We start from the raw sequence: 15704 nt of genomic DNA on the forward strand, positions 1-15704 counted from the left end.
TACAAACGTGAAAACGCTGTTTACACTGTTCAGAAAGAATGCCTACTTCTTTCTGCCGTTCTTCCTATGGCTGGTCATAGGGGGAATAACAATAATCAGCTTCAGCCAACGGGAGATCTTTCTTGGAATCAACGGAGTGCATTCCGAATGGGCTGACATGCTGATTTCTATTCTAACCTACCTGGGAGATGGCATTATGTTCAGCCTTTTGCTGTTGATGATGCTGATCATGCAACGATTCAGGCTTTTCTTTATGGGCCTGGTATCCTTTCTGCTGGCCGTGCTGATTGTGCAGGTAGCCAAACATTATTTCAATGCACCCCGCCCTGTCAGCTATTTTGGTGATGAGGCCTGTGTATTGGTGCACACGGTGAAATGGGTGACTGTGCACGGAAGCAACAGTTTTCCTTCCGGTCATTCAGCCGGAGCCTTTTGCATGTTTTGTTTCCTGTCCCTTATTTCGCCGGAAAAGCGCTGGGGATTTGGATTTGCAGTACTGGCATTTATAGCGGGTTACACAAGAATCTACCTCGCACAGCACTTTTTTGCGGATGTTTACGTTGGTAGTATAGTGGGTACCCTTAGTGCAGTTGCGGTGTTCGCTATATTCAAATTCCGAAACACCACGTCAGCACCGGAACTTTGTCCGGAAGCTGTGCTAAACGCCAATGCACCAGCATAGAAAAACATAGACTATTATAATGAGATACCTGTTGATTGCCCTGTTTGCGGCGCTGCTCTTTATTCCGTTCCTCGGAGAGGCACATCTCTTCGACTGGGACGAGATAAATTTTGCCGAAGCCGCGAGGGAGATGATTGTAACGCACAATTTCAGCCAAGTTCAAATTGATTTCCGCCCGTTCTGGGAAAAGCCGCCTTTATTCATCTGGATGCAGGCCGGCAGTATGATGCTCTTTGGCGTCAACGATTTCGCAGCCAGGCTCCCCAATGCCATCATCGGTATTGTGACCCTGCTGTCGATTTATGCCATCGGCAAAAAGCACGGGGATGCAAAACTGGGCCTCTGGTGGGTACTGGTATATGCCGGCTCCTGGCTCCCTCACTTTTATTTTAAGTCGGGCATTATTGACCCTACTTTCAATCTCTTCATTTTCCTCGCTATTTACTTCGCTTACCGTATCGCCTATACGCAGAAAACCTTTGCGACCGCTGCGCTCAGTGGCCTGTTCCTGGGGCTGGCTGTGCTTACCAAAGGGCCTGTAGCCATACTGGTGGCCATCCTGGTACTTATTGTGTACTGGATTGCCAATAAAGGGCGTATAGCCATTAAGTTTAGTCATATCGGGATTATCGCCTTGCTCGCCTGCTTTACCACCCTGCTGTGGTTTGGCTATGAAATCCTTATGCATGGCTGGTGGTTTGTAAATGAGTTTGTGAGATATCAGATCCGCCTGCTCACCACCGAAGATGCCGGTCATGGCGGGCCATTCTTCTATCACTGGATTGTGTTGCTGGTGGGCTGTTTCCCGGCAAGTGTTTTCCTCTTCAATTACCAGCAGCGCAGCCGCAAGAAATCGATCTACACGGCCACCTCTGTGTCCTTTGAGCTGAAAGACTTCACCAAGTGGATGTGGGTGCTGTTCTGGGTAGTATTGATTCTCTTCTCAGTAGTAAAAACAAAGATTGTGCATTACTCTTCCCTCTGCTATTTCCCGCTGACTTTCCTGGCGGCCGTGCAGGTATACCGCCTGGCAGAAGGCAAGAGCACGTTGCGCTGGTGGAACCTCACACTGCTGCTGTTCATCGGTGTGGTGCTGGGGATAGCGATTGGCGCATTACCGCTGGTAGGCGTATACAAGGATCAGCTCATACCTTATATACACGATCAGTTTGCGGTAGCTAATCTGCAGGCCGATGTACCCTGGTCAGTTGCCGAAGCGGGTTATGGCCTGGGCTACGCCTTACTGGTAATTATCAGTGGTGTTTTGCTGGCAAAGAAGAAAATGCAGTCCGGGTTAATCATGCTGTTTTTGAGTACTATCCTCGCTATACAGGTAACGGTGGTGCATTTTGTGCCGAAGGTAGAGGCTTATTCGCAGCGTGCAGCCATTGAATTTTTTGAATCATTTCAGGGCAGGGATGTATATGTAAAAGCCCTGAGCTACCATAGTTATGCGCAACATTACTATTCCCGTGAAATGCCGCATAGCAATAAGAATTACTACAACACCGAGTGGTTACTGAACGGGCAGATTGATAAGCCTGCTTACTTCATCTGCCGGATTACAGATTCGGAACCCTACCGGCAGCATCCTAACCTGGAGGTGATCGGAGAAAAGAATGGGTTTGTGTTTTTCAAACGTAAATAAGCAACGGATCTTTTTGTCGACATAGCTGACAAAAAAATCCGTTATAACACGGCCGCCTGAGGCGGCCGTGTTATAACGGATAATCATTCAATTTCACTGCTATTATGCAGTAGCAGCTTTATATCTCTTCTCTACTTCATTCCAGTTAATTACATTCCAGAATGCGTTGATATAGTCAGGACGTTTGTTCTGATACTTCAGGTAGTAGGCGTGTTCCCACACGTCCAGCGCGAGGATAGGCGTGCCCTGCTCTTTCACCAGGTTAGTCATCAGGGGATTATCCTGGTTAGGAGTGTTGATTACCGCCAGTTTTTTTCCTGGTGTAACGATAAGCCATGCCCAGCCTGAGCCGAATACTGTTTTAGCAGCATCGTTGAACTTTTGCTGGAACGCTTCCCATGAACCAAAATCCTTTGATACAGCAGCTTTCAGCTTATCAGAAGGCGTGGTTTTTTGTGAAGAAAGCAGGGTCCAGAAGAGGCTGTGGTTATAGTGACCGCCGGCATTATTTCGTATAGCCTTATCCGTTGGTGCGGCAGTTACTTTTTTCAGGATTTGCTCCAGGGTAAGGGAAGCGTATGGTGTGTTGGCAATGGCATCATTGAGATTTTTCACATAAGCCCCGTGGTGCTTATCGTGGTGGATTTCCATTGTCTGCTTGTCGATATTAGGTTCCAGCGCGTCGTAGCCGTAAGGCAGTGGCGGGAGGGTGAAGGGAGCCTTTGGATCGTCTAAATTGGTTTTCACGGTAGCTGACGTGTTAGCCAGACCAGAAAGCGGGCCGCTTAATACTGCGGCGCCGGCGAGGCCGGTAAGCTTGATAAATTCTCTTTTGTTCATATGAAAAGATTGAATTTGTTTTAACTGATGGGCATACAAATCTAATTGTTAGCCAGTAAAAAAATTTATCAAATTTTGCACCAGCCTGTTACATTTACAATTTCCTTAAAATATTTCCCCCGCCCTATTTTGTTGAGAACCAGCGCCCCAGGTGATTTTACCTGTTTAAAGCGTGAAAAATACGGGTTGACTTTATGGATAATTCTGGAAATAATACTATTTTACCATTACCTTCATGTGAAGATGAGTTGATTTTAATCTTTTTCAGCTAATGAAACTGTTTATCCCGGGCGCTGCTAACTGCGGAGATAGAATTGCAACCCTTGCTACTATGACCAACAAAAAACGTAAAGCGCAAACCCTGTGCTGGTGCGGACTGTTGTTAGTATGACCAATATCAGTGGAAAACTGTCATTATAAAAACTATTCCGGTTTTGTTCGAGCAGCATGACCAATCCCGGTTAATTAAGGTTATAAATTATTTATAAAGCATACCAGTTACATGCTTAAGGTTAGAGTATTCAAGGCGATAGAGTATCCGGAAGAATGCCTGCAATACATTGCAGGGCATCGGAAAGTACTGGAAGCGTATGGCGTTACCAAAGTAACTTCTGCCAACGTAGACTGGATGTACGAGCCTCATACTTACATTATAACCGTTAGCAACGATGACTACACCAAAATGTATGGTGGTTGCCGCATTCAGCTGGCAGGCGGATCCGTTCCGCTACCCATTGAAACGGCCATCAACACCATGGATCCAAGAATATTCGATATTGTAAAGGAACTGGCGGCAGACGGCGGCACCGGCGAATTCTGCGGGCTCTGGAACTCCCGGGAGGTAGCAGGCTGGGGAATAGGCAGCATTGTCCTTTTCCGTGTAGTCAATGCTGTATTAAACCAGTTACCTGTAACCACTTTCCTTGGGTTTTGCGCCCAGACAACTTTCCGAAACAGTATCCGCACCGGCTACCAGATCATGACCAACATCGGGAACCAGGGCACGTTTTATTATCCCAAAGAAGACCTCATCGCTACTGCACTTATCCTCAAAGATCCGCTGGAACTGAAAAGTGCGCATCCGGAAGACAGAGAGCGGATGTTGAGTCTGCGGTACAACCCGGTACAGACGATTATAGAGAAAGGACCCAAAGGCGAAATGCAGGTGGACTATGATCTGCGCATCATGTCGGCCGCAACCAGTGACTTGCCGATGGTCCGATAGCATAAAACACCAGAGAAATGAATACAACATTAGCTAAGGCAATAGCAGCAGGCAGGAACCAACATCAGGACAGGAACGTAACCTTTTACCGCTTGCAAGACCCCGGTCAGGCCTCAGCACTGGCTACCCTATTACAACAACATCCGGCCATCAGCGTGTTCGACGAATTGCAGGCCCAGCTGACTGAGCTGATGAAACTTCGTCATCCATCCGAACGACTTACTGACGCACAACTGCAGGAACTTGCATCCGCCCATTTGGAGAATAAAGCACCAGAAGCGTATGGGGTATGGGTATATTATCCCTGGTCAGCCAAAGTGGTGCACCTGCTGGATGAAGCCGAATTCATAGAACTCCGTACCAGCAGAAACCAGCAAAAAATTACCACTGAGCAGCGTGATCTGCTCAGCAAAAAGAAAATCGGGGTGATCGGCTTGTCCGTAGGACAGTCCGTAGCACTGGCACTGGCCATAGAGCGGCTTTGTGGGGAACTGCGTATAGCCGATTTCGATAGGCTGGACCTCAGCAATATGAACCGTATCCGCACGGGAGTTCATAACATAGGCGTCCTGAAAACTGTACTGGTAGCCAGGGAAATTGCTGAAATTGATCCTTTTCTGCCGGTAGTCTGTTATGATGAAGGCATCACCGACGATAATATACACCAATTTCTCACCGAAGGTGGTAAACTGGATATCCTGGTAGAGGAATGTGACGGGCTGGATGTGAAAATACTGGCGCGCCAGCATGCCCGCAGTTTAGGCATCCCTGTACTGATGGATACCAGCGACCGGGGAATGGTTGACGTCGAAAGGTTTGATGTGCAGCCTGATTTACCTATATTGCATGGAAGAGTGCCAGAAACGCTTACCCCGGCGGCTGTACGTAGTATGCAGGGACCAGCCAGAATGGCACTGGTAGATAGTATCGTCGACTTCAGCTCATTATCCTCGAAAATGCAGTACTCATTGCAGGAAATAGGGAAAACAATTACCACCTGGCCACAGCTGGCATCAGCAGTTATGCTGGGCGGGGCCGCTATCGGGCATATTTGCCGGGAGCTCAGCCTGGGTGGGAATATTGAGTCAGGCAGATATTACGTAGACCTGGAACAAATTTTCAAACAAATAAAGTGACCTCCATCTAAATGCGACATCTGATCCAACCGGTATATTCAAAATTCGTATGCCTGTTACTGTTAGTAACGCTATTCCGTTTACCAGCTTGGGCAGATACTATTCACATATCTAAAAACTTTCCGCTTCAGCTGGCAGAATACGGCCAGCTGGAGTTTTTGCTGGACCCCTCGGGGAAAATGCAGTTTAAAGATGCGCTGCACAGCACCAGCTTCGAAAAGCTAAAAAAGCAAATCCCCAATTTCGGTCTTACCAAAGACGCCATATGGCTGCGGTTTACCATCCAGAATACTTCCGGTGAAAACGACCTGATGTTCAACGTCACCTACCCCATCCTGGACCTGATCGACCTCTACTACCCCGACGCCGATGGCCGTTACCAGATGATTCCGGGAGGTGAACTCCGGCCATTTAAGTCCCGGCCTGTTATCCACCAGAACTTCATTTACAATATCAATATTCCGAATACCACGTCCCAAACTTTTTACCTGCGTATACAAAGCCGGGAAACCATACTGGTGCCCATTTACATAGGTACAAGCCGGGAAATTTACAATAAGCTTTACAACGATGACCTCCTGCTCTCCCTGTACATAGGAATCATCCTCGTAATGGTGTTCTATAATACCTTTATTTTCTTTTCAGTAAGAGACTGGAGTTATTTCTATTACATATTGTACATCCTGTTTGTAGGCCTTACCCAGATGATCATACATGGATTTGGGTACCGTTTCTTCTGGCATGATAACCTGTTTATAACGGAGCAGAGCGTAAACTGGGCGGGCGCCCTGTCAGGCATTGCGGTGCTGCTCTTTGTCCAGAACTTCCTCCATGTGAAGGAAAAGGCGCCGTGGGCCTACCGGATATTTACGCTGTTCATTATCGTGTATTCCAGTACGTTAGTACTCAGTGTGTTGGGATATTATTCGATCGCCTATGCGATGATCGATTTTCTGGCCATCACCGGGGTTAGCTTTATCCTGCTGTTTGCTATATCGCAGGCCTTCCGGCAGTCGAAACCAGCCAGGATATTCGTTTTTGCATGGACGATCTTCATCCTGGCGGTGATCACCTTTGTATTGAAAGATATAGGCATTATTCCTTACAATATTTTTACGAGTCATATTCTTGTGATCGGCTCGGGGATGGAGGTAGTGTTACTGTCGTTTGCACTGGCCGATAAAATTAATACCTTCAAGGCCGAGAAAGAAGCCTCCCAGGCACTTGCGCTCCAGATTTCCAAGGAAAATGAGCAACTGGTAAGAGAGCAAAATATTATCCTGGAGGCCAAAGTACAGGAGAGAACGGAGGAGTTGCAAAACAGTAATAAGGACCTGAATGTGGCCCTGACCAACCTGAAAGACACGCAGACCAGGCTGGTGGAGAAGGAGAAGATGGCGTCCCTTGGTCAGCTGACGGCAGGTATAGCCCATGAAATCAACAACCCGATCAATTTTGTAACTTCAAATATCAAACCGCTGAAGCTGGATATTGCGGACCTGCAGGAACTGTTAAACCGGTATGCCCAGTTAAAGGGCAGTGAAAATGTACAGCAGGAGCTGGCCAGCATTGAGCAGTTTAAGCGTGAAATTGACATAGATTACATCCACGAAGAAATATCCTCGCTGATAAAAGGTATCGAAGATGGTGCAGCCAGAACGGCAGAAATTGTGAAGGGATTGCGTACCTTCAGTCGCCTGGATGAGAGTGATGTAAAATCCATTGACATCCACGAAGGGCTGGATTCCACGTTAGTGCTGCTGAGAAATGGTATTCCCTCAAATGTTAACATCATCAAGGAATACAGTGAATTGCCCAAAATTGAATGTTATGCAGGTAAGGTGAACCAGGTATTTATGAATATCCTGAGTAATTCCCTGAATGCAATCAAGAGCAAGAAAGAGCATGGGCAGGAGTCTATTACGATTGCTACCCGCCAGGAAGGAGAATTTGTTGTAATTACTATCCGTGATACAGGTATTGGAATGTCCGCCGAGGTGAAAGAGAAAATTTTCGATCCGTTTTTCACTACCAAAGATGTGGGAGAAGGTACCGGTCTGGGACTTTCTATCGTATTCAGCATCATTGAGAAGCACCGGGGCAAGATAATTGTAAACTCGGCGCCTGGTGAAGGAGCCGAATTTATTATATATTTACCTCTCGACCTTTCCAGTCACCTGTAGCTTAACCATAACTACCAGATGAAAGAGAACCGAATCAGAATACTTTATATTGATGATGAGATCCATAACCTGAATGCGTTCAAGGCAAGCTTCCGCAGGAGTTATGAAATCTATACCGCTACCTCGGCCCAGGAAGGTAAGCAGTTGCTGAAGGAGATAATGGTGCATATCATTATTGCCGATCAGAAAATGCCTGTATCCACCGGGGTGGAGTTCTTCAATGAAATCAAGGATGTGCTGCCGGACCCTATCCGCATACTCCTGACGGGCTATACGGACGTGGACGATATCATTGACGCGATCAACAAAGGCCATATCTTCTCCTATGTTAAAAAACCGTGGGATGAGCATGAGCTGCACCGGACCATCAACAATGCGTACGAGATTTATTCCACCAGGCGACAGCTGAAGGAAAAGATTGTGGAGCTGGAGAAAACCAATGATGAGCTGAACCGCTTTATCTACTCCACTTCCCATGACCTCCGTTCCCCGCTGATGTCGGTATTGGGGATTATTAACCTGTCGCGGCTGGATAACAGCGTGACTGACCCTAACGGCTATCTGAACATGGTGGAAAGCTGTGTATTGAAGCTGGATGGCTTTATTCAGAAGATCATTGAGTATTACCGTAATTCCCGGCTGGAAATTGAATATGAGAAAATCGACTTCAATAACCTGCTGAACGACTGTATCACCGTTTTCCAACCGCAGAACACGGATATACGTTTTCAGACGCAGGTAGAGCAGGAGATAGACTTCCGGGGCGATACCTTCCGAATCAGCGTTATATTGAACAATCTCATTTCCAATGCTGTTAAATATCAAAAGCCGGAAGAGGCCCACCCAATGGTACATCTGTCCGTTAAAGTAGAACCACACAAGGCTACCTTATGGATCCGCGACAATGGTATAGGCATACTCAGCGAACATCTGAACAACATCTTCAAAATGTTCTTCCGCTCCAAGAATAACAATAAGCCTGGCAGTGGAATCGGATTATACATAGTGAAAGAGGCATTGAATAAAATCGGCGGTACGATTAACGTCGAGTCTAAATACGGCGAAGGCACTCAATTTGAAATTACCATTCCGAACAGAAATGAATTCGATACCTGATCTGAGAGTCATATTGATTGATGATAATGAAATCGATCTGTTGTTGCACGAAAAGCTTATCACGTTGCAACAGATCAGCAGAACTGTGTTGTCGTTTCTGAACGCGAACAAGGCGCTGGAATTCCTGTCCAGTAACATTTCCCTACCGCGCATCCCTCCTACCATCATCCTGCTGGATATTCAAATGCCCGAGATGGATGGCTTTGAATTTCTCCAGGCCTTTGACGCCTATCCGCAAAAAATAAAGTCGCAGTGCCATATCATCATGGTATCTTCCACACTTGATTATAGCGATATTACCCGCTCAAATGCCAATCCACTGGTCACAAAATTATTGCGCAAACCCTTACTGATGAAGGAACTCCGCGATGCAGTGGAAGGAATTTTCAAAGATTTTGTATAAAAATTTTGGATTTCAAGGGAATTATATATTTTTGCATCCCGCAAGGGGATAAAAAACTTTGCAATGGGGGATTAGCTCATCTGGTAGAGCGCAAGCATGGCATGTTTGAGGTGACCGGTTCGATCCCGGTATCCTCCACAAAAAGGTTCGGAAATTTCCGGACCTTTTTTTTTTGCTCACAAAAGAAGCAAAGGATGATGTTTTGTCTTTTTTGCTCGCAGAGCAGCAAAGCAGGTAAGCAGCTAAGGCTTATGTTTTGTTGTTTGTTGTTTGCTTTTTGATTGTGTTTAGTATCTTTCATAGTAAATATAATCACTGCACATGAAACCCACCTTCTTCACCAAGGCAGCCGACTTCCGCAAATGGCTGGAAAAAAATCATGACACCGCCACTGAACTCATTGTAGGATTCTACAAAACCAGCAGCGGCAAGCCTAGTATCACCTGGCCTGAATCCGTAGACCAGGCGCTGTGTTTCGGCTGGATTGACGGTGTAAGAAAATCCATTGATGAAGAAAGTTACCTGATCCGTTTTACGCCAAGGAAAGCAGGCAGTATCTGGAGTGCGGTGAACCTGAAGAAAATGGAAGATCTAACCGCTAAAGGACTCGTGCACCCTGCCGGCCATGCCATCTTCCAGAAAAGAAAAGAAGATAAAACCAATAAATACTCCCATGAACAAAAGGAGGCTGTAACGCTGGATAAAGAGAGCGAAAGATTGTTTAAGGCCAATAAGGCTGCCTGGAAATACTTTACGGCGCAGGCGCCTTCCTATCAGAAGACAATCATCTGGCTGATTGTAAGTGCCAAACAGCCGGCAACAAAACTCAAGCGGCTAAATGAAGCCATTGAAGCGAGCGCGGAAGAAAGGAAAATTGATATGTTCAGAAAGTATAGAAAATAATTAAGGCTTTCAGTCCACCTGCGGTGGACTGAAAGCCTTAATCGTGAAGCTACCAGCCCATGATCTAAGCTGAGATAGCCGAAAATTACATGGGTTTCTCCACATTCACCATCCAGTGAAAGCCATATTTATCCGTCAACATTCCAAAGCGTTTAGCCCAGAACGTTTCCTGCAACGGCATCACCACTTTACCTCCGGCCGACAGCCCATTGAAAAACTTTTCTGCTTCCGACTCATCCCCGCAGGAGAGCGTTAAGCTAACGCTGTTACCAAAATTAACAGGCCCCTGGTGCATGCTGTCGCTGGCCATCAGGTTGAAATCCCCGTTGCGCAAAGCAGCATGCATCACCGCATTGTGAAATTGTTCCGGCACTTCATCTTTCATGGGGGAGTCTTTCACCGTCATTAAAAACAATTCGCCGCCCACTACACTTTTGTAGAAGTTCATGGCTTCAGCGCAGTTACCATTTAAGGTCAGATAAGCGTTTAGTGTAGACATAACAATGTATTTTAGAATTACAGGTAGGAATCCTAAAGTTACAGAATTTATGGTGCTGCGATGTTAACCAATCAATACTTTATTACGTACCAGCAGGCAGGCGCCAATAATGCCGGACTTCTCTCCCAGCCTGGAAATTTTGAGCCTGGTATCGTTGTTTACCAAACTGAGGGAGTACTTGTTGATTGCACTTTTTATAGGGAGACGGATAAGGTCGCCGGTGGCAGCGAGGCTACCGCCCAGGATCACCAGTTCCGGGTTAAAAATGTTATTGAGTATCGCCAGGCCTCGCCCGAGGTTTTCCCCTATCCTCGCTATCAGCTCAATAGCCAACACGTCATCATGAGTAGCAGCGTCGATAATATCGGGTAATGTTATGTCGGCATTGGAAATATTTCGGCGACTAAGCAATGAGGAGGAACCTTCTGCCAGCTTCTGTTTGAACATACGTTCCAGGGCCCATCCACTGGCTTCTGTTTCGAGGCAACCTTTCTTGCCACAATGGCAAATGATTTCGTTATCGAATAACGGGATATGCCCAAACTCACCGGAATAGCCGGATTTACCGTAGTACAGCTTTCCGTCAATCAGTACGCCCATACCAATGCCATAGTCCAGGTTTAGGAAAAGCACGTTCTTCTCGCCATGAACCGAGTCGGAGCAAAATTCGCCGTAGGCCATGGCGCGACTATCATTTTCAAGGAATACGCGAATGCCGATTTTGGATTCGATGATTTTGCTCAGGGGCTCTTCATCGAAGTAGAAAAAGCTATAGCTGAAGCCGGTGGTGTAGTTGATGCGGCCGCTCAGGTTAATGCCGATTCCCAGGATTTTTTCTCTTGGAACGGGTAAAGCTGTTATAAACTCATTGATATGCTGACAAAGTTGTTCCAGGGAATTTTTATTGTTATCGAGCTTAAAGTTCACCCCTTCAACAGTATGTACGAGGTTTTTCTGCAGGTCCGATAAGCCAAGGTTCAGATGGTCCTGCTTGATGTCTACGCCTATAAAGAATGCGGAATCCGGCACGAGGCCATAGAGGTTTGGTTTTCTACCTCCGGTAGATTCTATTTTCCCATAGTCTTTCACCAGCCCGTCCTGTATCAGGTCGTTCAGCAGGTTGGTGACTTTAGGGGCACTGAGGTTCAGCTGTTTGCACAACTCGGCGATGGTGGCATTGCCGATATTAGCGAAATAGGCCAGGGCAGCCTTTTTCAGGTTGATATTTTTGTATGCAACCCCAGTTACATGGTTGCTGTTCAGCTCTTCAAAAAATGTTTTGGCCATAACCGGTGTGATGCTTTTGGTCGTTTTATACTCCAACTGTTAGCTGCAGGGTTTATATCACTAAATAATAAAATATCTGATTGCTTGCTTCCTGTCTACTTAATTTCCTAATACTGGCATAGAAAGTAATTATTTTCTGATAGTTTTCATAGCTTTTTAATTTCTCTGGTTATGGCAATAACGATTGGAAAGGCGCATGGATACTTTTCCACGGTACATGACAGCCAACAACTGTAGATTTATAGCGGAATTGGGTTGCTATCTCTATAGAAAATCAAATCACTAAAAAGGCATAATACGGGTCATAAATATATAATAAGCTGCTGATTATTCATGATTTTTTAGGGAGATGTCAGCGCAGATCAGCCCGGGTGATACGTATAGCGGTGATTTCATCTATAATAGATTTTGTTAATTGTTAAAAAAGAATACCTTTGCAGTCCTTTGTTTACCAAGTTCTGTAATACAGGGCTTTTTTACAAAGTTCATCACTTGCGGATGTGGTGAAATTGGTAGACACGCCAGACTTAGGATCTGGTGCCGCGAGGCATGGGGGTTCGAGTCCCTTCATCCGCACTAAGGGGGAAACCGGCAGGTTTTCCCTTTTTTTATGCCAGTTCATACCGCTAATAACCCCAACAGGCAAGGCATTACATCCATTTAAGCAGTACTAAATCCCGTTAATCTATGTACTGGTCATAATCAGGAATGTCCAGAAAATGCTGTAGCAGCGCTTTATCATACCAACAATAGCAATAGTGGTCGTCACCTTCAGGCAGGCCCAAATACATATAACCACCGGCATCAATCATATAGTGATACAGTGTATCATTCACCATTACATTTCCTTCCATCGTACCGGGCAAGAAACTACAGGGGCCAAGATCCAGTGCCATATCATCCGTAGGTGAGGCGTGATGCAGAAGCTTCAGGATGGTCAGGGAGTCGAGCCGCCATTTTCTGTTGGCTTCAAATTCCGACGGAGGCGTGGAAGTGCTGTTATTCCAGCCCGGTCTAAAGGATAGCAGGTGTATTTTGGCTTTTTGCAAATCTGGCTGGTGAGCGCGCCAGGTACTATCATCTATTGCACTTGTTTCTGCTCTGGATAGAGCTGGCCGTGGTAGTGGTACCATTGCATTGGGTTTCTGGAAGGATGGTAAAATAACGGTGTCTTTTTGTGCCGGTGTTTGTTGCTGACCGCAGGAAAGCCATAGGAACGCAAACAACAGAAATAGGGTGAACCTGATCATCTCCCAAAATTTATATAAAAAATATAGTAAATGCCTGCTATTTTAAGGCAATTGGGCTAAATTTTAACCCATTTTTACCCTTTTACTTCGATAAAACGTACTATCTTCGCGCTCTGCTAGATTGGGCGTATTTTCATAATTTTATGGAAATCAATATCTTAGTCTATAAGATAGGACAGAAAAGCATAGGAAAAGAGGGAATTGGAGCCGCGGGCAAGGCAGGTATTATGCCATTATGACAACACCATCAGGTTATCAGGTCTATATCTTCCGGCGTTAGGATGTTCGGGTAAAAATCAGGTCTCCGCTTACCTTTCAGAAATATTCCAGGGAATCCCCGGCATTTTTCAAATGACGTCATGGCAGAAAAATAAAAAAGGAATTATTATTGCTTCTTAAAGAACACTTTATACAATTCAATTATGGCAACCGTTACCAGAGAAAACATTGGTTTATTGAACGATAAGATCACTGTGAAAGTGAGCACGGAAGATTACCTTCCTAATTTTGACAAGGCAGTAAAGCAATTCACTAAAAGTGCAAACATCCCGGGCTTCCGTAAAGGAATGGTGCCTGCAGGTATGGTTAAGAAAATGCACGGTGCCGCAATTTTCAGCGACGAGGTGTTGAAAACTGTGGAAAAAGAGCTGATGGGTTATATCCAGAACGAGAAACTGGAGCTGTTTGGTCAGCCACTGTCTCTGGAAAAAGAGGCTAAAAACCTGGACTTCAATCAGCCGGCTGAATATTCATTCGACTTTGAAGTAGGTGTAAAACCTTCTTTTGAGGTTACTCCACTGGAAAACAACAAAACTACTCTTACCAAATATAAAGTGACTGTTACCGACGAAATGGTACAGGAGGAAGTTGAGCGTTTACAGCTGAAAGGCGGTAAAATGACAGAACCTGAAACAATTGATTCTGAAGATAACGTTATAAACGTTAAATTCGATGAGTCAGATGCAGCAGGTAATGTGATCGAAGGTGGTATCAGCAAAGAGAATGCGCTGTTGGTGAAATACTTCACTCCTGCTATCCAGGAGCAGCTGAAAGGCAAGAAAGCGGAAGACACCATCGTATTCCAACTGGCTACTTCTTTTGACGAACAGCGTCTGGGCTGGATCCTGAAAGATCTGGGCTTCGAAGCGAACGATAAAGATGCTGCTCAAAAATATTTCAAACTAACTATCACTAAAGTTGGTTTAATTGAGAAAAGAGAATTAAACGAAGAGTTCTTCAAAGAAGTTTATCCTGCGGATAACATCACTACAGAAGAAGCGTTCCGTGCTAAACTGAAAGAAGAAATCGAGAAGTACTGGAATTCCGAAGCGAAGAACCACATGCACAACGATCTGTTCGAAGTACTGGTTCACGAAACTCCGATTGAATTACCAAAAGATTTCCTGAAACGTTGGCTGCAGGTTGGCGGTGAAAAACCTAAAACTGCGGAAGAAGCGGAAAAAGAATACCCTGGCTTCGACCATCAACTGCGTTGGACACTGATCAGCGACAAACTGATTCGCGATAATAAATTAGAGGTTTCTTTCGAAGAGCTGAAAGAAAACGCTAAACAAAAAGTATTAGGCTACTATGGTGGTGCTGCTGCAGACGGTGCTGAATGGTTAGACAGCTATCTGGACCGCCTGTTACAAGACGAGAAATTTGTAGACCAGACTTACCGCGAGATGATCACCCAAAAACTGTTTGACTGGGCTGAAGCGAAGGTGACTATTAAAGAAGAGGAAATCAAAGCAGACGATTTTGTTAATTTACCTCATAAACATCACCATCATGAACATTAATAACGAATTCAGAAAATATGCGATCAAGCATCATGGGATCAGCAGCCTGGTAGTGGACAGCTATGCAAAAAGCCACCAGATCAACAGTCTGACTCCGTACATCCTCGAGGAACGCCAGATGAACATGACTCAAATGGACGTTTTCTCCCGTTTGATGGCTGATCGTATCATTTTCCTGGGCGACCCTGTGAACGACTACGTAGCGAACGTTATCACTGCGCAGCTGCTGTTCCTGGAGTCATCCGACCGCAATCGTGATATTCAGATGTATATCAATAGCCCTGGTGGTAGCGTTTACGCCGGACTGGGAATCTATGATACCATGCAGATCATTTCTCCTGATGTTGCTACTATCTGTACCGGTATGGCTGCCTCTTTCGGCGCTGTATTGCTGGTAGCTGGTACAAAAGGTAAACGTACTGCCCTGAAGCACGCACGCGTAATGATTCACCAACCTCACGGCGGTGCGGAAGGTCAAACTTCTGACATCGAAATCACTGCCCGCGAGTTCGTAAAACTCAAAAAAGAGCTGAACGAAATCATTGCAGGTCATAGTGGTCAGCCAGTGAAAAAAGTGGAAAAAGACGGCGATCGTGACTATTGGATGACCGCTGATGAAGCTAAAGAATATGGCATCATCGACGATGTGCTGCAGAAAAATCCGAAAAAACAGCTGGATACTCCACAGTAAATCTTAATATCAGATTGGGTTTTACCTGATTTAGATTAT

14 protein-coding genes and 2 tRNA genes are annotated in these 15704 nt (G+C 45.5%); 12 read left to right on the forward strand and 4 right to left on the reverse strand.

The genetic code is table 11. The annotated features are described in order from the left end of the window. Positions 1-7 precede the first annotated feature (7 nt). Positions 8-682 carry a phosphatase PAP2 family protein gene (locus BUB18_RS18385; RefSeq protein WP_073083949.1) on the forward strand — a complete coding sequence of 225 codons (675 nt, stop codon included), beginning with the start codon at positions 8-10 and terminating at the stop codon, positions 680-682. A gap of 19 nt (positions 683-701) precedes the next feature. Beyond that, positions 702-2330 (forward strand): ArnT family glycosyltransferase, encoded by a 1629-nt coding sequence (locus BUB18_RS18390; RefSeq protein ID WP_073083951.1) that lies wholly within the window; start codon positions 702-704, stop codon positions 2328-2330. Between the two features lie 102 nt (positions 2331-2432). On the opposite strand, the gene BUB18_RS18395 is transcribed toward BUB18_RS18390, so the two are convergent. Continuing rightward, the gene (locus BUB18_RS18395) at positions 2433-3170 is read right to left on the reverse strand and encodes a superoxide dismutase (protein ID WP_083550259.1); all 738 of its coding nucleotides are present in this window, start codon (positions 3168-3170) and stop codon (positions 2433-2435) included. Between the two features lie 502 nt (positions 3171-3672). On the opposite strand from BUB18_RS18395, the gene BUB18_RS18400 reads away from it, so the two are divergent. The 7 genes from BUB18_RS18400 (at position 3673) to BUB18_RS18430 (ending at position 10136) form a co-directional block, all read left to right on the forward strand. After that, a complete protein-coding gene (locus tag BUB18_RS18400) occupies positions 3673-4395 on the forward strand; it encodes a hypothetical protein (RefSeq protein WP_073083952.1) in 723 nt (240 codons plus the stop codon). Positions 4396-4412: 17 nt separating this feature from the next. Next, positions 4413-5531, forward strand: coding sequence for a ThiF family adenylyltransferase (locus BUB18_RS18405; RefSeq protein ID WP_083550262.1), 1119 nt, complete (start codon positions 4413-4415; stop codon positions 5529-5531). 11 nt (positions 5532-5542) lie between these two features. Beyond that, positions 5543-7714 (forward strand): sensor histidine kinase, encoded by a 2172-nt coding sequence (locus BUB18_RS18410; RefSeq protein ID WP_073083954.1) that lies wholly within the window; start codon positions 5543-5545, stop codon positions 7712-7714. 18 nt (positions 7715-7732) lie between these two features. Next, entirely contained in the window at positions 7733-8830 is a 1098-nt protein-coding gene (locus tag BUB18_RS18415) for a sensor histidine kinase (RefSeq protein ID WP_073083956.1), read from the forward strand. Further along, on the forward strand, positions 8814-9233 hold the full coding sequence (locus BUB18_RS18420; RefSeq protein ID WP_073083958.1) for a response regulator: 420 nt from the start codon (positions 8814-8816) through the stop codon (positions 9231-9233). The genes BUB18_RS18415 and BUB18_RS18420 overlap by 17 nt, the downstream gene beginning before the upstream one ends. A 65-nt stretch (positions 9234-9298) precedes the next feature. After that, a tRNA-Ala gene (locus BUB18_RS18425) sits at positions 9299-9371 on the forward strand. 183 nt (positions 9372-9554) lie between these two features. Then, a complete protein-coding gene (locus BUB18_RS18430; RefSeq protein WP_073083959.1) occupies positions 9555-10136 on the forward strand; it encodes a YdeI/OmpD-associated family protein in 582 nt (193 codons plus the stop codon). An 85-nt stretch (positions 10137-10221) separates the two neighbouring features. Here BUB18_RS18430 and BUB18_RS18435 read toward each other — a convergent pair whose 3' ends face one another. Together BUB18_RS18435 and BUB18_RS18440 are read right to left on the reverse strand one after the other, a co-directional pair. Next, positions 10222-10635 (reverse strand): VOC family protein, encoded by a 414-nt coding sequence (locus BUB18_RS18435; protein WP_073083961.1) that lies wholly within the window; start codon positions 10633-10635, stop codon positions 10222-10224. 63 nt (positions 10636-10698) lie between these two features. Further along, positions 10699-11922, reverse strand: coding sequence for an ROK family transcriptional regulator (locus BUB18_RS18440; protein WP_073083962.1), 1224 nt, complete (start codon positions 11920-11922; stop codon positions 10699-10701). A gap of 494 nt (positions 11923-12416) precedes the next feature. On the opposite strand from BUB18_RS18440, the gene BUB18_RS18445 reads away from it, so the two are divergent. Next, positions 12417-12498 (forward strand) — tRNA-Leu (locus BUB18_RS18445). Between the two features lie 104 nt (positions 12499-12602). Here the strand turns inward: BUB18_RS18445 and BUB18_RS18450 are convergent. Beyond that, entirely contained in the window at positions 12603-13172 is a 570-nt protein-coding gene (locus tag BUB18_RS18450; RefSeq protein ID WP_073083964.1) for a hypothetical protein, read from the reverse strand. Positions 13173-13594: 422 nt separating this feature from the next. Here BUB18_RS18450 and tig point away from each other — a divergent pair, with 422 nt between their 5' ends. Further along, entirely contained in the window at positions 13595-14974 is a 1380-nt protein-coding gene (gene tig / locus BUB18_RS18455) for a trigger factor (protein WP_073083966.1), read from the forward strand. Further along, positions 14964-15665 (forward strand): ATP-dependent Clp endopeptidase proteolytic subunit ClpP, encoded by a 702-nt coding sequence (gene clpP / locus BUB18_RS18460; RefSeq protein WP_073083968.1) that lies wholly within the window; start codon positions 14964-14966, stop codon positions 15663-15665. Before tig ends, clpP begins: the two co-directional genes overlap by 11 nt. The last annotated feature ends 39 nt before the right edge of the window (positions 15666-15704 follow it).

Source organism: Chitinophaga jiangningensis (assembly GCF_900142605.1).
GTDB lineage: Bacteria > Bacteroidota > Bacteroidia > Chitinophagales > Chitinophagaceae > Chitinophaga > Chitinophaga jiangningensis.

Bases quoted from the DNA above. Each gene is read 5' to 3' on its own strand.
- BUB18_RS18395 (WP_083550259.1), bottom strand. From the start codon at position 3,170: ATGAACAAAAGAGAATTTATCAAGCTTACCGGCCTCGCCGGCGCCGCA.
- BUB18_RS18430 (WP_073083959.1), top strand. From the start codon at position 9,555: ATGAAACCCACCTTCTTCACCAAGGCAGCCGACTTCCGCAAATGGCTG.
- BUB18_RS18390 (WP_073083951.1), top strand. From the start codon at position 702: ATGAGATACCTGTTGATTGCCCTGTTTGCGGCGCTGCTCTTTATTCCG.
- BUB18_RS18420 (WP_073083958.1), top strand. From the start codon at position 8,814: ATGAATTCGATACCTGATCTGAGAGTCATATTGATTGATGATAATGAA.
- BUB18_RS18405 (WP_083550262.1), top strand. From the start codon at position 4,413: ATGAATACAACATTAGCTAAGGCAATAGCAGCAGGCAGGAACCAACAT.
- BUB18_RS18435 (WP_073083961.1), bottom strand. From the start codon at position 10,635: ATGTCTACACTAAACGCTTATCTGACCTTAAATGGTAACTGCGCTGAA.
- clpP (WP_073083968.1), top strand. From the start codon at position 14,964: ATGAACATTAATAACGAATTCAGAAAATATGCGATCAAGCATCATGGG.
- BUB18_RS18450 (WP_073083964.1), bottom strand. From the start codon at position 13,172: ATGATCAGGTTCACCCTATTTCTGTTGTTTGCGTTCCTATGGCTTTCC.
- BUB18_RS18440 (WP_073083962.1), bottom strand. From the start codon at position 11,922: ATGGCCAAAACATTTTTTGAAGAGCTGAACAGCAACCATGTAACTGGG.
- BUB18_RS18410 (WP_073083954.1), top strand. From the start codon at position 5,543: ATGCGACATCTGATCCAACCGGTATATTCAAAATTCGTATGCCTGTTA.
- BUB18_RS18415 (WP_073083956.1), top strand. From the start codon at position 7,733: ATGAAAGAGAACCGAATCAGAATACTTTATATTGATGATGAGATCCAT.
- BUB18_RS18400 (WP_073083952.1), top strand. From the start codon at position 3,673: ATGCTTAAGGTTAGAGTATTCAAGGCGATAGAGTATCCGGAAGAATGC.
- tig (WP_073083966.1), top strand. From the start codon at position 13,595: ATGGCAACCGTTACCAGAGAAAACATTGGTTTATTGAACGATAAGATC.